The sequence below is a fragment of the Xenophilus azovorans DSM 13620 genome, assembly GCF_000745855.1.
Classification (GTDB): Bacteria; Pseudomonadota; Gammaproteobacteria; order Burkholderiales; family Burkholderiaceae_C; genus Xenophilus; species Xenophilus azovorans.
This window is the reverse complement of record NZ_JQKD01000007.1, coordinates 151,251-168,155: the sequence shown is the minus strand read 5'-3', so window position 1 is coordinate 168,155 and position 16,905 is coordinate 151,251. Positions and strand designations below refer to the sequence as shown.

Below are 16,905 nucleotides of genomic sequence, written 5' to 3'. Positions count from 1 at the left end.
GTGAATCAGGTTCACGCTGGCAGGTGAAGATGGTTGCCAAACGTAAACCGGCTGCCCGGCCGCCGTGCGCTTTTCCACGCCCGGCGTCGCGGGTCCCGGCCCGGGCGCGACCGGGGTGAGAGTACGCAGGGGCTCCTAAAATTCCCCGATGCAATCCCCCAACGGCAAAACCGGCGGTCACAAAGAGACCGCCGCCGCAGGGGCCGGCGCGCCCGCGGCCCCCAGCAACTTCCTGCGCCACGTCATCGAGTCCGACCTCGCCCAAGGCACCTACGACGGCCGCCGCTGGGGCGGCAGCCCGGGCGACGGCCCGCACCACCAGGCCGGCATGCCCGATCCGGCGCGCATCCGCACCCGCTTCCCGCCCGAGCCCAACGGCTACCTGCACATCGGCCACGCCAAGAGCATCTGGCTGAACTTCGAGTTGGCGAAGGAGTACGGCGGCGTGTGCCACCTGCGCTTCGACGACACCAACCCCGAGAAGGAAGAGCAGGAATACGTCGACTCCATCCGCGAGATGGTGGCGTGGCTGGGCTACGACACCGAGCTGCCCGACGCGCCCGCGCCCGAAAGCTCGGCCTGCGCCCTGCCCCGCTTCCAGAAGCACGAGTACTTCGCCAGCGACTACTTCGACTTCATGTACCGCGCCGCCGAGTACCTGGTGACGGCCGGCCACGCCTATGTCGACGAGCAGACGCCCGAGCAGATGCGCGCCAACCGCGGCGACTTCGGCCGGCCCGGCATCGACAGCCCCTGCCGCAGCCGCACGCCCGAGGAGAACCTGGCCCGCCTGCGCGAGATGAAGGACGGCAGGCTGCCCGACGGCGCCGCCGTGCTGCGCGCGAAGGTCGACATGGCCTCGCCCAACATCAACCTGCGCGACCCGGCGCTCTACCGCATCCGCCGAGCCACGCACCACAACACGGGTGATCGCTGGTGCATCTACCCGATGTACACCTTCGCGCACCCCATCGAGGACGCGCTGGAGCAGATCACCCACTCCATCTGCACGCTGGAGTTCGAGGACCAGCGGCCCTTCTACGACTGGCTGATGCAGCGCCTGATCGAAGGCGGCCTGCTGGTCGCGCCGCCGCCGCACCAGTACGAGTTCGCGCGCCTGAACGTCACCCATGTCATCACCAGCAAGCGCAAGCTGCGCCAGCTGGTGGAGGAAGGCCACGTCGACGGCTGGGACGACCCGCGCATGCCCACCCTGGCCGGCCTGCGCCGGCGCGGCTACACGCCCGAGGCGCTGAAGCTCTTCTGCGAGCGCAGCGGCACCACCAAGACGGGCGGTGCCTGGACCGAATACGCCGCGCTGGAAGCCGCGCTGCGCGACACGCTCGACCCGGTGGCGCCGCGCGCGATGGCCGTGCTTCAGCCGTTGAAGCTGGAGATCACCAACTGGGACGCCGCGATGGGTGCCGGCCACCTGGAGCCCTGCACCGCCCCGGTGAACCCGCACGACGAAGCCGCCGGCCTGCGCCGCTTCAGCTTCGGCCACGAACTGTGGATCGAACGCGAGGACTTCATGGAGGTGCCCGAGAAGGGCTACCGGCGCCTGTACCCGCCGCACACCAACGCGGCAGGCCAGCCGGTGGAAGGCAACAAGGTGCGGCTGAAGTACGGCTACGTCGTGCAGTGCACCGGCTTCGAGAAGGACGCGGACGGCCGCGTGATCAAGGTGCTGGCCGAGGTGCTGCCCGACACGAAGAGCGGCACGCCCGGCGCCGACAGCGTGAAGGTCAAGGGCGTGATCGGCTGGGTGGGGGTGCACGACGCGGTGCCGGCGCAGATCCGGCTGTACGAGCGGCTGTTCGCCGCCGAGCAGCCGGGGACCGCGGACGACGTGACGGAGGAACTCAATCCGGGCAGCCTGCAGGTCGTCGCGGGCTACGTCGAGCCCGGGCTGCGCGATGCGCCGGCCGGGGCGAGCTACCAGTTCGAGCGGCTGGGCTACTTCGTCGTCGATCCGGGCGCCGGCGCGGACGGCATGGCGGTGTTCAATCGGACCAGCGGGCTGAAGGACAGCTGGGGCAAGTAGCCTGCCTCGCGGCAGCGCTCTCCGACATGCCGCCAGCGCAGCGCACGGCTTTCCGCCAGTTGGCCGAGCACACGGCCGGCATCGACCGCGACGCCTACGCGGCATGCGGCCGCGACTGGCGTGACCCGATCATCGGCCTCGGCCCGCGCGATGCGCGGCTGTGCATCTTCGGTCGCGACCCGGGCCGCACGGAGGTCGAGCACGCTCTGCCCTTCGTCGGCAAGGGCGGGCAGCTCGTGCGCGCGGCGCTGTATCGGCAGCAGCACGGCGCCGACGCACCGCCGCCGGACTTCGACGCGTCGGTCGCCGCCGGCCGCGAGGTGTTCTGGCTCAACACCGTGCCCTGCAAGCCCGTCGGCAACCGCGCCTGGTCCATGGCGGTGAAGCGGCGCTTCCAGCCGCTGATGGCCGACCTGCTGCTGAACACCTGGCAGGGCCACGATGGGGGGCGCACGGTGATCGCCCTGGGGCGCGAGGCCTTCTTCTGGTTCGGCATCGCGCAGCCGGCCGGGGTGGGCGCGGCGCTCGATGCCTTCTGGGCGCAGGGCGATGCGCGCTATCGGCATACGCTGCGCATCGACTACCGGGCAGGCGACAAGGCCTACACGATCACGCTGGCGCCGCTGCCTCACCCCTCGCCCGCCAACGCGGTGTGGTTCACGCGCTTTGCAGGGCTGATGGATGAGCGGCTTCGTCTGCTATTGAATTCATAGCTGCTTGCGCAGATGGGATAGGTGCTGGAGACAGTTTTTCTTCGACTCACCCATGAGCAGAAAGCGCTGGGGTGAGCCGCAAAATCTTCCATTCGAATCATTTTTTGAGTCGAATTCACTAGAATGCGGCGCATGCCCGCCTCGCCTCCCCGCTACCTGTGGCAGCAGCCCGGCTGGCCCCGCCTCCATTTCGACTTCGCCGCCGCGGGGCCGGCGCTGCTGCAGGCGCGCGAGCGCAAGGGCATCGCACAGGGCATGGCGCGCGCCATCGGGCTCGAACGGGTCGACGAAGTCTCGCAGGAGCTGTGGATGCAGGAAGCGATGTCCACGGCGGCCATCGAGGGCGAATCGCTGGACCTCGCGGCCGTCCGTTCGTCGGTGCTGCGGCACCTGGGCGGCGACAGCGGCGGGCCGGTCGAACGCCACGTGGACGGGCTCGTGGAAGTCATCCAGGACGCGACGCTGAACCACGCGCAGCCGCTGGATGCCGACCGGCTCTGCCGCTGGCAGTCGGCGCTGTTCCCTGGCGGCACGGCGGGCATCCGGCGCATCGCGGTGGGCCGCTTCCGGGACCACGCCGATCCGATGCAGATCGTCAGCGGCCGGCCCGGCCGCGAGGTGGTGCACTACACGGCCCCGCCTTCGGCCGAGGTGCCGCGCGAGATGACCGCGTTCCTCGACTGGTTCGCCGCCACCACGCCCGCCGATGGCCGGCCGGCCGCGCTCGACGGCATCGCGCGCGCGGCGATCGCGCACCTCTGGTTCGAAACCATTCACCCCTTCGAGGACGGCAACGGCCGCCTCGGCCGCGCCGTGGCCGACATGGCGCTGGCGCAGGACAGCGCGGCGGGGGCAGGCGCCGCGCCGCGGCTGTACAGCCTCTCGCGCCAGTTGCTCGCCGCCCGCGCCGACTACTACGCCGCGCTCCAGCAGGCACAAAGCGGGGGAACCGACGTCACACCCTTCGTCGAGTGGTTCGCGAATGCGTTCGCGCAGGCCTGCGACGCTGCGGGCGAGGTGATCCAGGCCTCGCTCACGCGCTCGCGCTTCTGGGCCGCCCAGGCGCAGCGCGGCACCCTCAACGAGCGGCAGCGCAAACTGTTGCAGCGCCTGCTGCTGGCCGGCGACGGCGGCTTTCTCGGCGGGCTCAACGTCGAGAAGTACCTCAAGATGGTCGATGCCTCCAAGGCCACGGCCACGCGCGACCTGTCCGACCTCGTGCGGCAAGGCCTGCTGCACACGCGCGGACAGGGCAAGGCGCTGCGCTACTACATCAGCGTGCCGGGCTGGACGCATGGGCTGGACGACGATGCCGCAGGCTGATCCTCCGCGCCTGATCCGCTTCCACAAGCCCTACGGCGTGCTCAGCCAGTTCACGCCCGAGGGCCGCTGGCGCGGCCTTGCGGACTTCATCGACGTGCCCGGCGTGTACGTGGCGGGTCGGCTCGACGCGGACAGCGAGGGCCTGCTGCTGCTGACCGGCGACGGGGCGCTGCAGGCGCGCATCGCCGACCCGCGGCACAAGATGCCCAAGACGTACTGGGTGCAGGTGGAGGGCGAGCCGGACGACGCCGCGCTGGCGGCGCTGCGCGCGGGCGTGGCGCTCAAGGACGGACCGACGCGGCCCGCGCAGGCCAGGCGGCTCGATCCGCCGCCGAAGGTCGCCCCGCGCGACCCGCCGATCCGCGAGCGGCGCCACATCCCCACGGGCTGGATCGAACTCGTGATCCGCGAGGGCCGCAACCGCCAGGTGCGGCGCATGACGGCGGCGGTGGGCTTCCCGACGCTGCGGCTGATCCGCGTGGCGATCGGGCCGTACACGCTGGACGGGCTGGCGCCGGGCGCGTGGGCGGCCGAGGAGGCCGCGCCCCTCAGCCGATCACGCGGCGCAGCAGCCAGGCCATCGCGGCCTTCTGCTCGCTGATGTCGGCACCGGCATCGACGAGCAGCGCAGCGCGGTCGAAGGCGGCCGAGAGCAACTGGGCCAGCGCGGCCAGCGGCACGCCGCGCGGCGCCGCTTGCGCGGCGGCCAGCCCCTCGGCCAGGGTGACGGCGGCATTCGCGCCGTCCAGCGCCAGCACTTCGGCCAGGCCCAGCACGGCCGGCCCGTCGACCAGCAGCAGGCGCGTGCGGCCGGGCACGGTCATGGCCTGCAGGTAGGCGTCGCTGCCGGCCAGCAGGGCCTCGGACGGCGCCAGGCCGGCGGGCGCGGCGGCGCGGATCTCGTCGGCCACCGCCTGCATCTCGCGCACCAGCACGGCGCGGAACAGGTCGCGCTTGTCGGCGAAGTGGTGGTACAGCGCGCCGCGCGTGATGCCCGCGGCAGCCACCACCTCCGGCGTGGAGGTGTCGCCATAGCCCTTGCGCACGAACAGCTCGCGCGCGGCGTCCATCAGGGCGGCGCGGGTGGCCTCGGTGCGGTCACGGTTCGAACGCGGGCCGGCGGTGGGCATGCCGCCGGCAGGGTCATTTGTCGACATACATACAGCCTGTACGTTAATCTTCATCAAACATGCAGTCTGTATGTTAATTGCCGGGGCCCCGGACGGCCAGCCCCGGCAAGCCCGCCACGGCCGCCCCCTTCCGTTGGAGTGAACGCCATGACCGACACCGCCCCCGCCCTGCGCGTGACCAGCTACTACCCCGTGCTCATGACCCGCGACGTGGCGGGCACCGCCGCCTTCTGGCGCACCCACTTCGGCCTGGCGCCGCTGTTCAGCAGCGACTGGTACGTGCACCTGCAGTTGCCGGGTAACGACGCGGTCAACCTCGCGGTGCTGGACGGCTCGCACGCCACCATCCCCGAGGCGGCGCGCGGCCGGTCGGCAGCGGGGCTGCTGATCAACTTCGAGGTCGACGACGTGGACGCGGTGCACGCGCGCCTGCTGGCCGCCGGCCTGCCGATGCTGCTGCCGCTGCGCGACGAGGACTTCGGCCAGCGCCACTTCATCACGCAGGACCCGAACGGCGTGCTGATCGACGTGATCAAGCCGATCCCGCCGAGCGCCGAGTTCGCGGCGCAGTACGACCCGTCAGCGCTGCCGCCAGCCTGAACGCCGGGGGCGGCTCAATGCAGCGCGCCGCCGCTCTCGCGCAGGTCGCTCCCCTGCACGTCCAGCGCCGTGCGCAGCAGCAGGCGCACGCCCTCCACCTGCGTCGCCAGGGCCATGCTGGGCAGGCCCGGCCGCTGTGCCGCCTGCGCCGGCAGGGCAGGCAGGTGCACGAAGCCGCCGCGCGTGCCGGCCAGCGCCGGCCGCGTCGCCAGCCGGTGCATCAGCGCGTAGAAGAGGTGGTTGCACACGAAGGTGCCGGCCGTGTTCGAGACCGCCGCCGGCACGCCGTGCTCGCGCAATGCGCGCACGATGGCCTTGATCGGCAGGGTGGAGAAGTAGGCGGCAGGGCCGCCCTCGACCACCGCCGCGTCCACCGGCTGGCGGCCGGCGTTGTCGGGGATGCGGGCGTCGTCGACGTTGATGGCCACGCGCTCCGGCGAGATCTCCGAGCGGCCGCCCGCCAGGCCGAGCGCGACCACCAGGGCCGGCGCGGGCGCCTGGCCCAGCGCCTCGTCCAGCCGCACAGCGGCCTCCCCGAAAACGCAGGGCAGGCGCAGCGCCTGCACGACGGCGCCCTCGCCGACGGCCTCGCCGTCCAGCGCCCGGGCGACCTCCCAGGAGGGATTGACCGCGTCCTGGTCGAAGGGATCGAAGCCGGTGAGGAGGATGCGGCGGCGGAAGTCGGCAGCAGGCATGGCGGGAGCAGCGGAAACGCGGAGCCGCCAGCGTAGCGCAGCGGGCGGGCGTGTACCCTTCCCCGGCCCCCGTCCGCCTCTTCGACGAACCCATGCCCTCTTCCCTGTTCCCGCATCCCGCCGGCCGCCGCGCGGCGCTGTCGCGCCTGGCCGCCCTGCCCCTGCTGTGCTCTCCGCTGGCCCACGCCGCGCCCGCCCGCGGCATGCCGCCGGCGCCCGACCTGTGGCCTCGGCCGCTGCAGGTGCCCGGCGGCGTGGCACGTCTGTCGCTGGGCCCGGACGCCCGGCGGCCCGCCGCCACCGCCGCGGGTGGCGGCAAGGAGGCCGTGCCGCTGCTGGTGGTCGGCGACCCCATCGAATGGACCGCGCTGGTCGGCATTCCGCTCGCGGCCGCGCCGGGCGAGGCGCAGATCCACGCCACCGGCGCCGACGGCGATGCGCGCACCCTGCGCTACGCGATCGAGGCCAAGCGCTACCGCGAGCAGCACCTGACGGTGGCGCCGCGCACGGTGGACCTCTCGCCCGCGGACCAGGCCCGCTACGAGCGCGAGCGCGACCACCAGGCGAAGGTGATGGCGACCTGGAGCGAGCCGCCGGCCGGCCTGCTGCGCATGCAGGCGCCGGTGCCGGGCCGGCGCTCCAGTTCCTTCGGGCTGCGGCGCGTGTTCAACGGCCAGCCTCGCAATCCGCACAGCGGCATGGACATCGCCGCCGCCACCGGCACGCCGGTGCGCGCGCCGCTCGCCGGCCGGGTGATCGACACCGGCGACTACTTCTTCAATGGCGGCACGGTCTGGCTGGACCATGGCGGCGGCCTGCTGAGCATGTACTGCCACCTCAGCCGCATCGACGCGAAGGTGGGCGACGCGGTGCAGGCCGGCGACGCCTTCTGCGCCGTCGGCGCCACCGGCCGCGTGACCGGCCCGCACCTGCACTGGGGCGTGATGCTCAACCGCACGATGGTGGACCCGGCGCTGTTCATCTGAGGCGCGGGGGCGCCCGACATACGCGCCGTTACAAAAAGGCGCTTGCGCCATACCAACTGGTACGTATGATCCATACCAACCACTCGGTATGGACATGACTTCCGCCCCCCGCCTCTCCTCCGCGCCGTCCACGGCGCCCGCCCGCACCCGGCTGCTGGACGCCGCCCTCCAGGTCATCCGCACCAAGGGCTACACCGCCACCACGGTGGACGACATCTGCGCCGCCGCCGGCGTGACCAAGGGCAGCTTCTTCCACCACTTCAAGGGCAAGGAAGACCTGGGCATCACCGCCGCCCACCACTGGGGCGAGGTGACGGGCGCGATGTTCGCCGCCGCCGACTACCACGCCCCGGCCGACCCGCGCGAGCGCGTGCTCGGCTACCTCGCCCTGCGCACCGCGCTGCTCGAAGGCGAGCTGCCCGACGTCACCTGCCTGCTGGGCACGATGGTGCAGGAGACCTACGCCACCCACCCCGCCATCCGCAACGCCTGCCAGGCGGTCATCCATGCCCACGCGGACACGGTGGCCGAGGACCTGGCCGCCGCCAAGGCCCGCCATGCGCCGCAGGCCGCGTGGGACCCGCAGGAGGTGTCGCTGTACTTCCAGGCCGTGCTGCAGGGCGCTTTCGTCCTGGCCAAGGCCGAGGGCAGCGCGGGCGTGGCGCGGCGCTGCGTCGCCCACCTGCGCGCCTACGTCGAGACCGTGCTGCTGCCGACGGCAGCGGCCCCGCCGGCTTCAGCAGACTGAAGCTTTCTTCCTTCCTTCATCCAAGGAGACCACCATGCCAGCCATGCACTACGTCGACGGCTTCGTCCTCGCCGTCCCCCAGGCCAACCAGGAGGCGTACCGCAAGCACGCCGACGACGCGGCCGCCGTGTTCAAGGAACATGGCGCGCTGGAGGTCGTCGAGTGCTGGGGCGACGACGTGCCCGAAGGCAAGCTCACCTCTTTCACCATGGCCGTCAAGCGCGAGGAGAACGAGGCCGTCGTGTTCTCGTGGGTCACCTGGCCGTCCAAGGAAGTGCGCGACGCCGCCTGGCCCAAAGTCATGGAGGACCCGCGTCTGCCCAAGGACATGTCGGCCATGCCCTTCGACGGCAAGCGGATGATCTACGGCGGCTTCCGCATGATCGTCCACCGGTGACACCCTGCCTTTTCTGGAGACGACCATGACCGACACCCGCGACCCCGATGCCTGCCACAGCGAACCGATGGCCGATGCGCACGAACTGACGCTCACCCGCGTCTACGACGCACCGCCCGAGAAGGTCTTCCGCGCCTGGACCGAGCCCGAGCTGCTGATGCAGTGGTTCGTGCCGCGCCCCTGGTCGCTGGCCCGCGTGGAGGCCGACCTGCGCCCCGGCGGCCGCTCCAACCTGGTGATGCGCGACCCCGACGGCAACGAGTACCCCAACGCCGGCGTCTACCTGGAGGTGGAGCCGAACCGCCGCATCGTCTTCACCAACGCCTACACCGAGGGCTGGATGCCGGCCGATCCGCAGCCGATGAAGATGACCGCCATCGTCACCTTCGAGCCCGAGGGCGAGGGCAAGACCCGCTACACCGCGCGCGCCGTGCACTGGACGGCCGCCGACCGCGACACGCACGAGAAGATGGGCTTCCACGAAGGCTGGGGCCAGTGCGCCGACCAGCTGGGCGAGCTGCTCGCGCGCATCTGACGCCGCAGGACGACACGAGACCGCCATGCAGAAGATCACGCCCTGCCTGTGGTTCGACTTCCAGGCCGAGGAGGCCGTGGCCCACTACCTGCGCGTCTTCCGCAACGGGCGCGTCCTCGCCACCTCGCACTACGGCGAGACGATGGGCGAGCACCGCGGCAAGGTGCTCACCATCCGCTTCGAGATCGAGGGCCAGGAATTCCTTGCGCTCAACGGCGGGCCGCAATTTCCGTTCACCGAAGCCGTGTCGCTGAGCGTGGACTGTGCCGACCAGGCCGAGGTGGACCGCCTGTGGGACGCGCTGGCCGAAGGCGGCTCGCACGGGCCCTGCGGCTGGCTGAAGGACCGCTTTGGCCTGTCGTGGCAGATCGTGCCCTCGGTCGTCGAGGCGATGACGCGAAGCAGCCAGCCCGAGCGCATCGACCGCATGATGGGCGCCTTGATGCAGATGGGAAAGCTCGATATCGCACAACTCCAGGCCGCGTTCGACGGCGGTTGAGAGCCCCCGCTGCGTGCCCCGTCTTTCATGCGCGTGGGTGCCGGCTGCGCGTACGCTGCAACGCAGCATCGCACGCGGGCGGCGGTGCGCCACAGGAGATCTGCATGAAGCGCAAGGCGACCATCCACGGCAACGTCACCTTCACGCCAGGCGACGGCGTGCCCATCGTGATCCCCGAAGGTCCGATCGAGATCGAGGAAACGGAAGACAGCGTGATCCTGGGCTGGGAGCAGGCCCAGGGCGTGGTGGGCTCCACCGCCATGCCGCGCATCCAGTACGACCAGTACGTCGAGGCCGGGCACATCCGCCCAGCCGAGTGAGGAGCGCCGCGGACGCGCTCAGGCCGCCGTGGCGGCGATGACCGCGCCCGGCAGCCGGTAGTGCCCCTGCTCGAACAGGTCGATGCCGCAGGCCAGCGACTCGACCCAGTCGAAGAAGTCCGCGATCGCCTGCCGGCCCGCGATCGGCGCGCCGTGCTGCGGCACCAGCATCTCGATGTCGAGCTGCCGCGCCATGTGGGTCCACAGCCGCAGGATCTTGTTCGACACCATGTAGCGGCGGTGGAAGCCCTCCATGCGCCGGATGTGCGGCGCCAGTTCGCGCACCGGCTCGCGCGCCTCCGCGCCGCTGGTGAGCGAGACGCCCAGGTCGCCGGTGAAGAGGATGCGGCTGACCGGGTCGTAGAAGTGGAAGTTGCCCTCCGAGTGCAGGAAGTGCGCCGGCAGCAGGTGCAGTGAACTCCCGCCCAGCGGCAGGATGCCGCCCCCGTCGGGCACGCCGATCACCCGCTTGAGCGTCTTGCCGCTCTTGGCGAAGTGCGGCACGAAGCGCTCCCACACCCGCGAGATGACGAGCCGCGCCTGCGTCGAGGTGAGCCAGCGGTCGAGCGAGGCAATGATGTCCGGGTCGGCGTGCGAGGCGAGGATGTAGTCGAGCTTGCCCGGCGTGAAGTGGCGCGACATGCCGAGGAACAGCTCGTTGAAGGCCATGTTCCCCCCCGGGTCGATGACCGCGCCCTGCCCGTGGTCCACCACCAGGAACTGGTTGGCCTGGACGGCGGCGCCGTCCTCCTCCACCAGGTCGGAAAACATGATGCAGGCGTGGTTCGGGTCGCGGTAGAGCTCGACGGGCAAGGCAGCCTCGGAAATGAGAAACGGCGGAAAGCCGCGACTCTATGCAACACCTCGATACAACCCCTTGATTCGCATCAAACGATGCGTGGTTCAGGCAGCCTGCGCGTCGGCCAGGCACTGCGCGAACAGCGCCGTCGCCCGCCCCGGCTGCGGCGAGCGGCGCCAGATGGCGGCGAAGCGGCAGCGGTAGAAGAAGCGCTTGGGCGCCACCGCCACCAGTTGGCCGGCCTGCACGAAGGGCTGGGCGTAGTGGTCCGGCAGGAAGCCCAGGTAGCGGCCCGAGAGGATCAGCAGCGCGATCGCCTCCTGGTCGTAGGCGGTGGCGCGGCGCGCCAGGCGCTCGCGGTGGCTGAAGTCCATGTTGGGCGAGTGGTAGCCCAGGCCGGCGAACTCGTGCCGGCGCAGCTCGGTCCAGCCGAGCCTGCGGTGGTCGGCGCCGAAGAGCGGGTGCGCGCGGCCGGCATACAGCAGCATGGTCTCGCCGAACAGGTCGGCGTAGGCGAGGCTCTGCGAACTGCGGTGCGTGGGGATCACGCCGACATGGAAGCGCCCGTCGATGATGCCGCGCTCGATGGCATTGATGGAGGCCACGTGCACGTTCAGCGCCACGCCCGGCGCCTGCGCGCCGAAGCGCGCGATGGCTCCGGCGATGTGCGCCTGCGGGTTGCTGGCCGTCTTGTCGAACAGGGCCAGCTCCAGCTCGCCGCCCATGCGGCCGTGGATGTCGTCGATGCCGCTGCGGAAGGCGTCCACCGAGGCGAGCAGGCGCAGCGTCTCCTCGTACACCCGCTGGCCCTCGGCGGTGAGCGCGAAGCCCGCCCGCCCGCGCCGGCACAGCACGAGGCCCAGGCGCGTCTCCAGGTCCTTGACGTGGCGGCTGACGGTGGAGGTGCCGATGTTCAGTTCCAGCTCGGCGGCCGTCATGCCGCCGCACTCCGCCACCGCCTTGAACACGCGCAGCAGGCGCAGGTCCATGTCGCTGAGCTGGCCCAGCACGGCCCGATTCTTTACTTGCATGGATCGGCAAGTGAACAGTGAAAGACGGCCATTCTCGCCAGCATCGCCCGCGCCAACAATGGCGCCATGAACACCGCCCTCGCCTCCTCCCAGCCCACCGCCGCCCGCACCGACGCGGCCTGGCTCGAAGCCCACTGGATGCCCTTCACCGGCAACCGGCAGTTCAAGGCCGACCCGCGCATCATCGTGGAGGGCAAGGGCGCGTACTTCACCGACGCCGAGGGCCGCAGGATCTACGACGGCCTGTCGGGCCTGTGGTGCACGGGCCTGGGCCACTGCCGCACCGAGATCAGCGAAGCAGTGGCGCGCCAGGCGGCGAAGCTGGACTACGCGCCCGGCTTCCAGTTCGGCCACCCGCTCTCGTTCGAGCTGGCCAACAAGATCAAGGACCTGATGCCCCAGGGCCTGGACCACGTGTTCTTCACCGGCTCCGGCTCCGAGGCGGCCGACACCTCGCTCAAGCTGGCGCGCGCCTACTGGCGCGCCAAGGGCCAGGGCACCAAGACGCGCCTGATCGGCCGCGAGAAGGGCTACCACGGCGTGAACTTCGGCGGCATCTCGGTGGGCGGCATCGGCGGCAACCGCAAGACCTTCGGCCAGGGCGTGGAGGCCGACCACCTGCCCCACACCCAGCCACCGCTGGGCTCCTTCATCAAGGGCATGCCGGCCGAGGGCGGCGAAGCGCTGGCCAACCGGCTGCTGGACCTGATCGCGCTGCACGACGCGAGCAACATCGCGGCGGTGATCGTCGAGCCCTTCTCCGGCTCGGCCGGCGTGGTGATCCCGCCGGTGGGCTACCTGCAGCGCCTGCGCGAGATCTGCACGCAGAACAACATCCTGCTGATCTTCGACGAGGTCATCACCGGCTTCGGCCGCTGCGGCGCGATGACCGGCGCCGAGGCCTTCGGCGTGGTGCCGGACATCCTCAACTTCGCCAAGCAGGTGACCAACGGCGTGCAGCCGCTGGGCGGCGTGGTCGCCACCCGGGAGATCTACGACACCTTCATGAAGGCCGGCGGCCCCGAGTACCTGGTGGAGTTCCCGCACGGCTACACCTATTCGGCGCACCCGGTGGCCTGCGCCGCCGGCGTCGCCGCGCTGGACCTGCTGGTGGCCGAGGACGGCCCCGGGCGTGTGCGGGCGCTGGCCCCGCACTTCGAGGCAGCCGTCCACAGCCTGAAGGGTGCCAAGCACGTGCTGGACATCCGCAACCACGGCCTGGCCGCCGGCATCACCATCGACCCGGTACCGGGCGAGCCGGCCAAGCGCCCCTTCGAGATCGCCATGGCCTGCTGGAAGAAGGGCTTCTACGTGCGCTACGGCGCCGACACCATCCAGCTCGCCCCGCCCTTCATCAGCGAGAAGGCGGAGATCGACCGCCTCGTCAACGCGCTGGGCGAGGCGCTGGCCGGGGTGGCCTGACGCCGCCGCGCCGGACAAGGACCAAGCGCCCTTTCGGGCGCTTTTTTCATGGCGTCGGCATCGGTGGAAGGAGGCCTTTGGCTTCACGCCCGTGCTATCGGCCACCTTTTCTTGATGGAATCCTCGCAATTCGCGACTGGCGGCAATGGGCCCTAAGCGGTAGTCCTGCCAGTCCTCATCTACGACTGCTCCGCAGCAGCGAAAACCGACTCTTAGCGAGGTGCACGCGGATGACCACAAATTGCCGCCTAACCGACTGATTTCAGGGTGACGCCAAACATCGCGATCGACCTGACGCTGCCTGCAGGAGGCCTCCGAGTAGCAGCCGCAAGGTTTAGCGCAAGGTCCACGCAGGCCCGCAACTGCCAAGAAAGCTCTTAGCCCTTCCCATTCTGCCGAATGCGCTCTGTCAACTTATCCACTGTAGTGGAGGGATCGCCATGCGGGGAGCCACTTTCCTTCAAACGTTGGGATCGTGCGCGCTTCGCATGCTCCACCGCTTTGTCGTAGTGATCGTTCAGAACACTTACGTCCATCACTGGGTTGGCCTTGTGGCAATACCCGTTCAGCAAATTTTTTAGGTCCCGCTGAGTCTCGTGATGGTGACCCGGCTTACCCCAGCAACTAAAGTGCATTAACCCCCAGACCTCGAAGCATGGGTTGGAATACGCCACGAATATTCGATGCTGAGTGGCAAGTCGAAACGCCTCTGGCACCTGAGGCTCCGGGTGCTCGTCTCGATCAAATACCGCCCAGACCTCAAATGCCTTGTCAAAGGAATTGCCGGTCTTCTTGGCAATTTTTTCGAGCTGCGCTTTCTCCTTGATTGCTTGCTCGACAACTGATACGGGCACTCCGCATCCGCCAATCGCCTTTACTTTTACAAGAGAACTTCCGCGCAGCAAGCGAAAATCATTAAAGTACCTGGGCTCGGTAACCTTTCCTTCGCAAACGACAACTATCTGAGACTTAGGTTCACGGACACTTTTTACATGTCTTGCAAGAGGCGCAGCCCTTCTCACGTCAGCGGCTCCGTACGCTCTGGGAGCACTGGAATAGCCCCAAATCTCCCCTGAATGTAACCCCGCTCAATATTGTCGGTATTTTTGGTCTTAATGTCTGTCAAGGGATAGACGGTCGTGACCCCTCCGGCCGACTTCTCGGTTAACCAAATGCTGTCTCTGCGAAGCACGCCTGGCGAAAGAAGATTTGTATCGTGAGTGGAGAATACCAACTGTGCTCCGTGGGGATTGGTATCTCGGGACATGAATATCCCAACTAACTTTTGAGCTAACAGCGTATGAAGTCCAGTGGTAATTTCATCCAGTACCAACGTCCCGCCGGCATCTAGAGTCTTGAGCATATGAGGAAGCAAGGACATCAAGTAGTGTGTCCCCATGCTTTCATCGGCATAGTCAAGGAACACAATATTGCCGTCTCCCGTCAAATGGCCAAGACTCAATTTCTTATTCTTCTCGCTAAACTTAACGTTCCCAGAAAATTTCTTGAGTGCCTTTAAAATATCATCCAAATCTGATTTAAATTCATCCGGAACCACGTAGTCCTCAATTTTTACGTCCGCGATTCCAGTATCGGCCTCTTTCAGATACTCCAGCACCCTATTCGTGAGTGCATCATTTCCGTGAAGAACATCTGCAACACCTAAAGGATTGCTGCTGGCCGACACGGCAACACATGAGATTTTCGTTCTAAAGTAGTCCGATATCTTTGTTAAAAGCGCGTGGTTCGACTTCGCGGCCACCGAAATAAACAAGGAGTCTGGCCGGGTGATCGACTGGATTTGCTTATTTGAGCCACTCAATTGTCGACTAAAGTGATACTCCTCCGCTCCGTCTCTAAACACCCTAGCATAGAGGGTTTGTTGGACTGCTTTGGGAAAAGCTAGCAGCCATTCCTCAATCACCCGTTCCTTGTCATATTGGACGCCGAACTGGTATCTGACATCTTCAAGCACAAAGTCCAAGACGAACTCAGTCGGAGCCTTGGCTCCCTCGCCATCAAGAGCAAACGGCTTGTATGGGAGCGCTCGTCCCTCTTCGCCCTGTGTGAATGAACGCAGCACCATCGACCTCAAAAGCTCAAGCGCTCCAAGGACGTTGGACTTACCGGATGCGTTCGCTCCATAGATCACGACCACGGGCACCACACCATATTTGGCGTACCGCGTCGGAATCGTGCATTCGGATTGTTCCTTGAGGGAACTCGCTACGAGACTAAGCTCTGCTGTTCCCTTCAGGGATAGAAAATTTTTTGCAGTAAAGCGCAGAAGCATGCGCGCATTCTACCGTTCAAATGGAAAAAAATCCAAAATTCGGACGAAAGAGGTCCGACTTTGCGCAACTTGTCCGCTGATCGGGATTGCATCCTGACACCAGAACTAACACTAGGCTGTCACTGAGGGCTCTACGCAAAGATGCTCGCTATCAAAATGGAAGCAATCATTCCTTGTGCCACCTGGCTTACTTGATAGGACGTACTGGATTCAAACCGGTGATCAACGATTAGCCTTGACAGGACGCTGGCCGCTGTTCGTTCGACCTCCGCTGCGAGCCTGAAGCGATCCTAGTCAGCAGCAACCCCGGCGCCCGCTTCTGGCCCGCAACTGCCGCTCGGAAGAAACTATCGCGGCAGCGCTGATGCAGCAATTGCGCACAGCCAAGCCCATCACTACGCTTTCAAATCGGCCGCGTGAGGTACACCGCCTCGCGCCCCACGATCGGCTCACGCGTGGGCATGAAGACTGTGCAGCCGTCACAAGGCGAGACGATGCTGCGGTCGCCGTCGGTGGCGATCAGTTCGTCCTTGGCGAAGGTCTCGAAACCGACCAGCGGGCGCGCGAAACGGAAGTCCTTGGTGTGCACGAGGTGCGTCTGCAGCAGCTCGAAGCGGCGCTGCGGCGCCTTCGGCGCGGCCTCGGCGGGCGGGTCGATCAGGCCGAAATGCGCCAGGAAGTCCAGCGTCACGGCCGTCGCCAGCTCGGCCGCCGAGCGCCTGAAGTGCTGGCCGCACTCGACCACCACCGCCGTGCCGGGCCCCGGGCCGTCCAGCCCGTGGCGGCCGTACTGGATGAGCGGCACGCCCGAGCCCAGGCCCTGCGGCATCACCAGGTGCACCGGCGGGCGGCCGATGGCCAGCGCGAGGGCGGCGTTGCGCTCGTAGGCGGGGTAGACCCAGAAGGGCTCCACGTCCTGGCTGGTGGAGTGGATGTCGAGGATGTGGTCGGCCGCGTCCACCACCGCGCGCATGGCGCGGGCACGCTGCAGCTCGGGGCTCTGCTCGCCGCCGTCCAGCCACTCGGTGGACCAGATGCGGTTCATGTTGTGCACGAGCTGGCGGCTCTCGAAGGGCTTCTCGATGTCGAAGCTCTCGTAGGCGGCCACGTTGGCGAAGCTCACGGTGAGCGTGCCGACCTTCGGGCGCACGCCGGTGTCGAGCAGGTGCGTGGCGGCGACCATGCCGCAGATCTCGTTGCCGTGCGTGAGCGCATTGATCAGCACGTGCGGGCCGGGGCGGCCGGACTCGAAGCGGTGCACGTAGTCCACGCCGACGTTCCCCTGGCGGTAGGCCGACAGGTCGCGGGGCAGGACTTCGAGCGAGGCGGGAACGGGCGGGGGCGTGTGGGTCATCCGGGCATTGTGGCGC

General features: G+C 68.1%; 19 protein-coding genes. 12 read left to right on the top strand and 7 right to left on the bottom strand.

Features of this window, described 5'->3' with window-relative positions; all coding sequences use genetic code 11:
- The first annotated feature begins 148 nt into the window (after positions 1–148).
- The 4 genes from Q392_RS06510 (at position 149) to Q392_RS06495 (ending at position 4,681) form a co-directional block, all read left to right on the top strand.
- Positions 149–2,044: a glutamine--tRNA ligase/YqeY domain fusion protein gene (locus Q392_RS06510; RefSeq protein WP_038203299.1), complete on the top strand. Its 1,896-nt coding sequence runs from the start codon at positions 149–151 to the stop codon at positions 2,042–2,044.
- 26 nt (positions 2,045–2,070) lie between these two features.
- Positions 2,071–2,757 carry a uracil-DNA glycosylase family protein gene (locus Q392_RS06505; protein WP_038203296.1) on the top strand — a complete coding sequence of 229 codons (687 nt, stop codon included), beginning with the start codon at positions 2,071–2,073 and terminating at the stop codon, positions 2,755–2,757.
- A 132-nt stretch (positions 2,758–2,889) separates the two neighbouring features.
- A complete protein-coding gene (locus tag Q392_RS06500; protein ID WP_051952992.1) occupies positions 2,890–4,080 on the top strand; it encodes a Fic family protein in 1,191 nt (396 codons plus the stop codon).
- On the top strand, positions 4,052–4,681 hold the full coding sequence (locus tag Q392_RS06495) for a pseudouridine synthase (RefSeq protein WP_051952990.1): 630 nt from the start codon (positions 4,052–4,054) through the stop codon (positions 4,679–4,681). Before Q392_RS06500 ends, Q392_RS06495 begins: the two co-directional genes overlap by 29 nt.
- On the opposite strand, the gene Q392_RS06490 is transcribed toward Q392_RS06495, so the two are convergent.
- Positions 4,629–5,237, bottom strand: coding sequence for a TetR/AcrR family transcriptional regulator (locus Q392_RS06490; protein WP_245610652.1), 609 nt, complete (start codon positions 5,235–5,237; stop codon positions 4,629–4,631). The genes Q392_RS06495 and Q392_RS06490 overlap by 53 nt on opposite strands.
- 120 nt (positions 5,238–5,357) lie before the next feature.
- Here Q392_RS06490 and Q392_RS06485 point away from each other — a divergent pair, with 120 nt between their 5' ends.
- Entirely contained in the window at positions 5,358–5,810 is a 453-nt protein-coding gene (locus Q392_RS06485) for a VOC family protein (protein ID WP_245610651.1), read from the top strand.
- Between the two features lie 14 nt (positions 5,811–5,824).
- Here the strand turns inward: Q392_RS06485 and pcp are convergent, their stop codons facing one another.
- Positions 5,825–6,505, bottom strand: a complete 681-nt coding sequence (pcp, locus tag Q392_RS06480; protein ID WP_038203287.1) for a pyroglutamyl-peptidase I — start codon at positions 6,503–6,505, stop codon at positions 5,825–5,827.
- Between the two features lie 92 nt (positions 6,506–6,597).
- On the opposite strand from pcp, the gene Q392_RS06475 reads away from it, so the two are divergent.
- The 6 genes from Q392_RS06475 (at position 6,598) to Q392_RS06450 (ending at position 9,990) form a co-directional block, all read left to right on the top strand.
- Positions 6,598–7,491, top strand: coding sequence for a M23 family metallopeptidase (locus Q392_RS06475; RefSeq protein ID WP_038203284.1), 894 nt, complete (start codon positions 6,598–6,600; stop codon positions 7,489–7,491).
- A 94-nt stretch (positions 7,492–7,585) separates the two neighbouring features.
- Positions 7,586–8,239: a TetR/AcrR family transcriptional regulator gene (locus Q392_RS06470; RefSeq protein WP_051953029.1), complete on the top strand. Its 654-nt coding sequence runs from the start codon at positions 7,586–7,588 to the stop codon at positions 8,237–8,239.
- A 43-nt stretch (positions 8,240–8,282) separates the two neighbouring features.
- Positions 8,283–8,636, top strand: coding sequence for a DUF1428 domain-containing protein (locus tag Q392_RS06465; RefSeq protein ID WP_038203576.1), 354 nt, complete (start codon positions 8,283–8,285; stop codon positions 8,634–8,636).
- Positions 8,637–8,661: 25 nt separating this feature from the next.
- On the top strand, positions 8,662–9,171 hold the full coding sequence (locus tag Q392_RS06460) for an SRPBCC family protein (protein WP_084216891.1): 510 nt from the start codon (positions 8,662–8,664) through the stop codon (positions 9,169–9,171).
- Positions 9,172–9,196: 25 nt separating this feature from the next.
- On the top strand, positions 9,197–9,670 hold the full coding sequence (locus Q392_RS06455) for a VOC family protein (protein ID WP_038203281.1): 474 nt from the start codon (positions 9,197–9,199) through the stop codon (positions 9,668–9,670).
- A 104-nt stretch (positions 9,671–9,774) separates the two neighbouring features.
- Positions 9,775–9,990 carry a hypothetical protein gene (locus tag Q392_RS06450; protein ID WP_038203278.1) on the top strand — a complete coding sequence of 72 codons (216 nt, stop codon included), beginning with the start codon at positions 9,775–9,777 and terminating at the stop codon, positions 9,988–9,990.
- An 18-nt stretch (positions 9,991–10,008) separates the two neighbouring features.
- Here the strand turns inward: Q392_RS06450 and Q392_RS06445 are convergent, their stop codons facing one another.
- The gene (locus Q392_RS06445; protein ID WP_038203275.1) at positions 10,009–10,803 is read right to left on the bottom strand and encodes an oxygen-binding di-iron domain-containing protein; all 795 of its coding nucleotides are present in this window, start codon (positions 10,801–10,803) and stop codon (positions 10,009–10,011) included.
- Positions 10,804–10,893: 90 nt separating this feature from the next.
- A complete protein-coding gene (locus tag Q392_RS06440; protein WP_211260205.1) occupies positions 10,894–11,820 on the bottom strand; it encodes a LysR family transcriptional regulator in 927 nt (308 codons plus the stop codon).
- A gap of 66 nt (positions 11,821–11,886) precedes the next feature.
- Here Q392_RS06440 and aptA point away from each other — a divergent pair, with 66 nt between their 5' ends.
- A complete protein-coding gene (aptA, locus tag Q392_RS06435) occupies positions 11,887–13,242 on the top strand; it encodes an omega-aminotransferase AptA (protein ID WP_038203269.1) in 1,356 nt (451 codons plus the stop codon).
- Between the two features lie 377 nt (positions 13,243–13,619).
- Here aptA and Q392_RS31765 read toward each other — a convergent pair whose 3' ends face one another.
- The 3 genes from Q392_RS31765 to Q392_RS06430 all read right to left on the bottom strand — a co-directional run bounded on the left by Q392_RS31765 (position 13,620) and on the right by Q392_RS06430 (position 16,889).
- A complete protein-coding gene (locus Q392_RS31765) occupies positions 13,620–14,264 on the bottom strand; it encodes an RloB family protein (protein ID WP_169748286.1) in 645 nt (214 codons plus the stop codon).
- Complete coding sequence (locus tag Q392_RS31760) at positions 14,261–15,535, bottom strand: AAA family ATPase (RefSeq protein ID WP_084216887.1); 1,275 nt, start codon at positions 15,533–15,535, stop codon at positions 14,261–14,263. Before Q392_RS31760 ends, Q392_RS31765 begins: the two co-directional genes overlap by 4 nt.
- A gap of 403 nt (positions 15,536–15,938) precedes the next feature.
- A complete protein-coding gene (locus Q392_RS06430) occupies positions 15,939–16,889 on the bottom strand; it encodes a M14 family metallopeptidase (protein ID WP_038203266.1) in 951 nt (316 codons plus the stop codon).
- Positions 16,890–16,905: the final 16 nt, after the last annotated feature.

Excerpts from the sequence above, each read along its gene's own strand:
- Q392_RS06510 (WP_038203299.1), top strand. The coding sequence starts at position 149 with ATGCAATCCCCCAACGGCAAAACCGGCGGTCACAAAGAGACCGCCGCC.
- Q392_RS06505 (WP_038203296.1), top strand. The coding sequence starts at position 2,071 with ATGCCGCCAGCGCAGCGCACGGCTTTCCGCCAGTTGGCCGAGCACACG.
- Q392_RS06500 (WP_051952992.1), top strand. The coding sequence starts at position 2,890 with ATGCCCGCCTCGCCTCCCCGCTACCTGTGGCAGCAGCCCGGCTGGCCC.
- Q392_RS06495 (WP_051952990.1), top strand. The coding sequence starts at position 4,052 with ATGGGCTGGACGACGATGCCGCAGGCTGATCCTCCGCGCCTGATCCGC.
- Q392_RS06490 (WP_245610652.1), bottom strand. The coding sequence starts at position 5,237 with ATGTCGACAAATGACCCTGCCGGCGGCATGCCCACCGCCGGCCCGCGT.
- Q392_RS06485 (WP_245610651.1), top strand. The coding sequence starts at position 5,358 with ATGACCGACACCGCCCCCGCCCTGCGCGTGACCAGCTACTACCCCGTG.
- pcp (WP_038203287.1), bottom strand. The coding sequence starts at position 6,505 with ATGCCTGCTGCCGACTTCCGCCGCCGCATCCTCCTCACCGGCTTCGAT.
- Q392_RS06475 (WP_038203284.1), top strand. The coding sequence starts at position 6,598 with ATGCCCTCTTCCCTGTTCCCGCATCCCGCCGGCCGCCGCGCGGCGCTG.
- Q392_RS06470 (WP_051953029.1), top strand. The coding sequence starts at position 7,586 with ATGACTTCCGCCCCCCGCCTCTCCTCCGCGCCGTCCACGGCGCCCGCC.
- Q392_RS06465 (WP_038203576.1), top strand. The coding sequence starts at position 8,283 with ATGCACTACGTCGACGGCTTCGTCCTCGCCGTCCCCCAGGCCAACCAG.
- Q392_RS06460 (WP_084216891.1), top strand. The coding sequence starts at position 8,662 with ATGACCGACACCCGCGACCCCGATGCCTGCCACAGCGAACCGATGGCC.
- Q392_RS06455 (WP_038203281.1), top strand. The coding sequence starts at position 9,197 with ATGCAGAAGATCACGCCCTGCCTGTGGTTCGACTTCCAGGCCGAGGAG.
- Q392_RS06450 (WP_038203278.1), top strand. The coding sequence starts at position 9,775 with ATGAAGCGCAAGGCGACCATCCACGGCAACGTCACCTTCACGCCAGGC.
- Q392_RS06440 (WP_211260205.1), bottom strand. The coding sequence starts at position 11,820 with ATGCAAGTAAAGAATCGGGCCGTGCTGGGCCAGCTCAGCGACATGGAC.
- aptA (WP_038203269.1), top strand. The coding sequence starts at position 11,887 with ATGAACACCGCCCTCGCCTCCTCCCAGCCCACCGCCGCCCGCACCGAC.
- Q392_RS31760 (WP_084216887.1), bottom strand. The coding sequence starts at position 15,535 with ATGCTTCTGCGCTTTACTGCAAAAAATTTTCTATCCCTGAAGGGAACA.
- Q392_RS06430 (WP_038203266.1), bottom strand. The coding sequence starts at position 16,889 with ATGACCCACACGCCCCCGCCCGTTCCCGCCTCGCTCGAAGTCCTGCCC.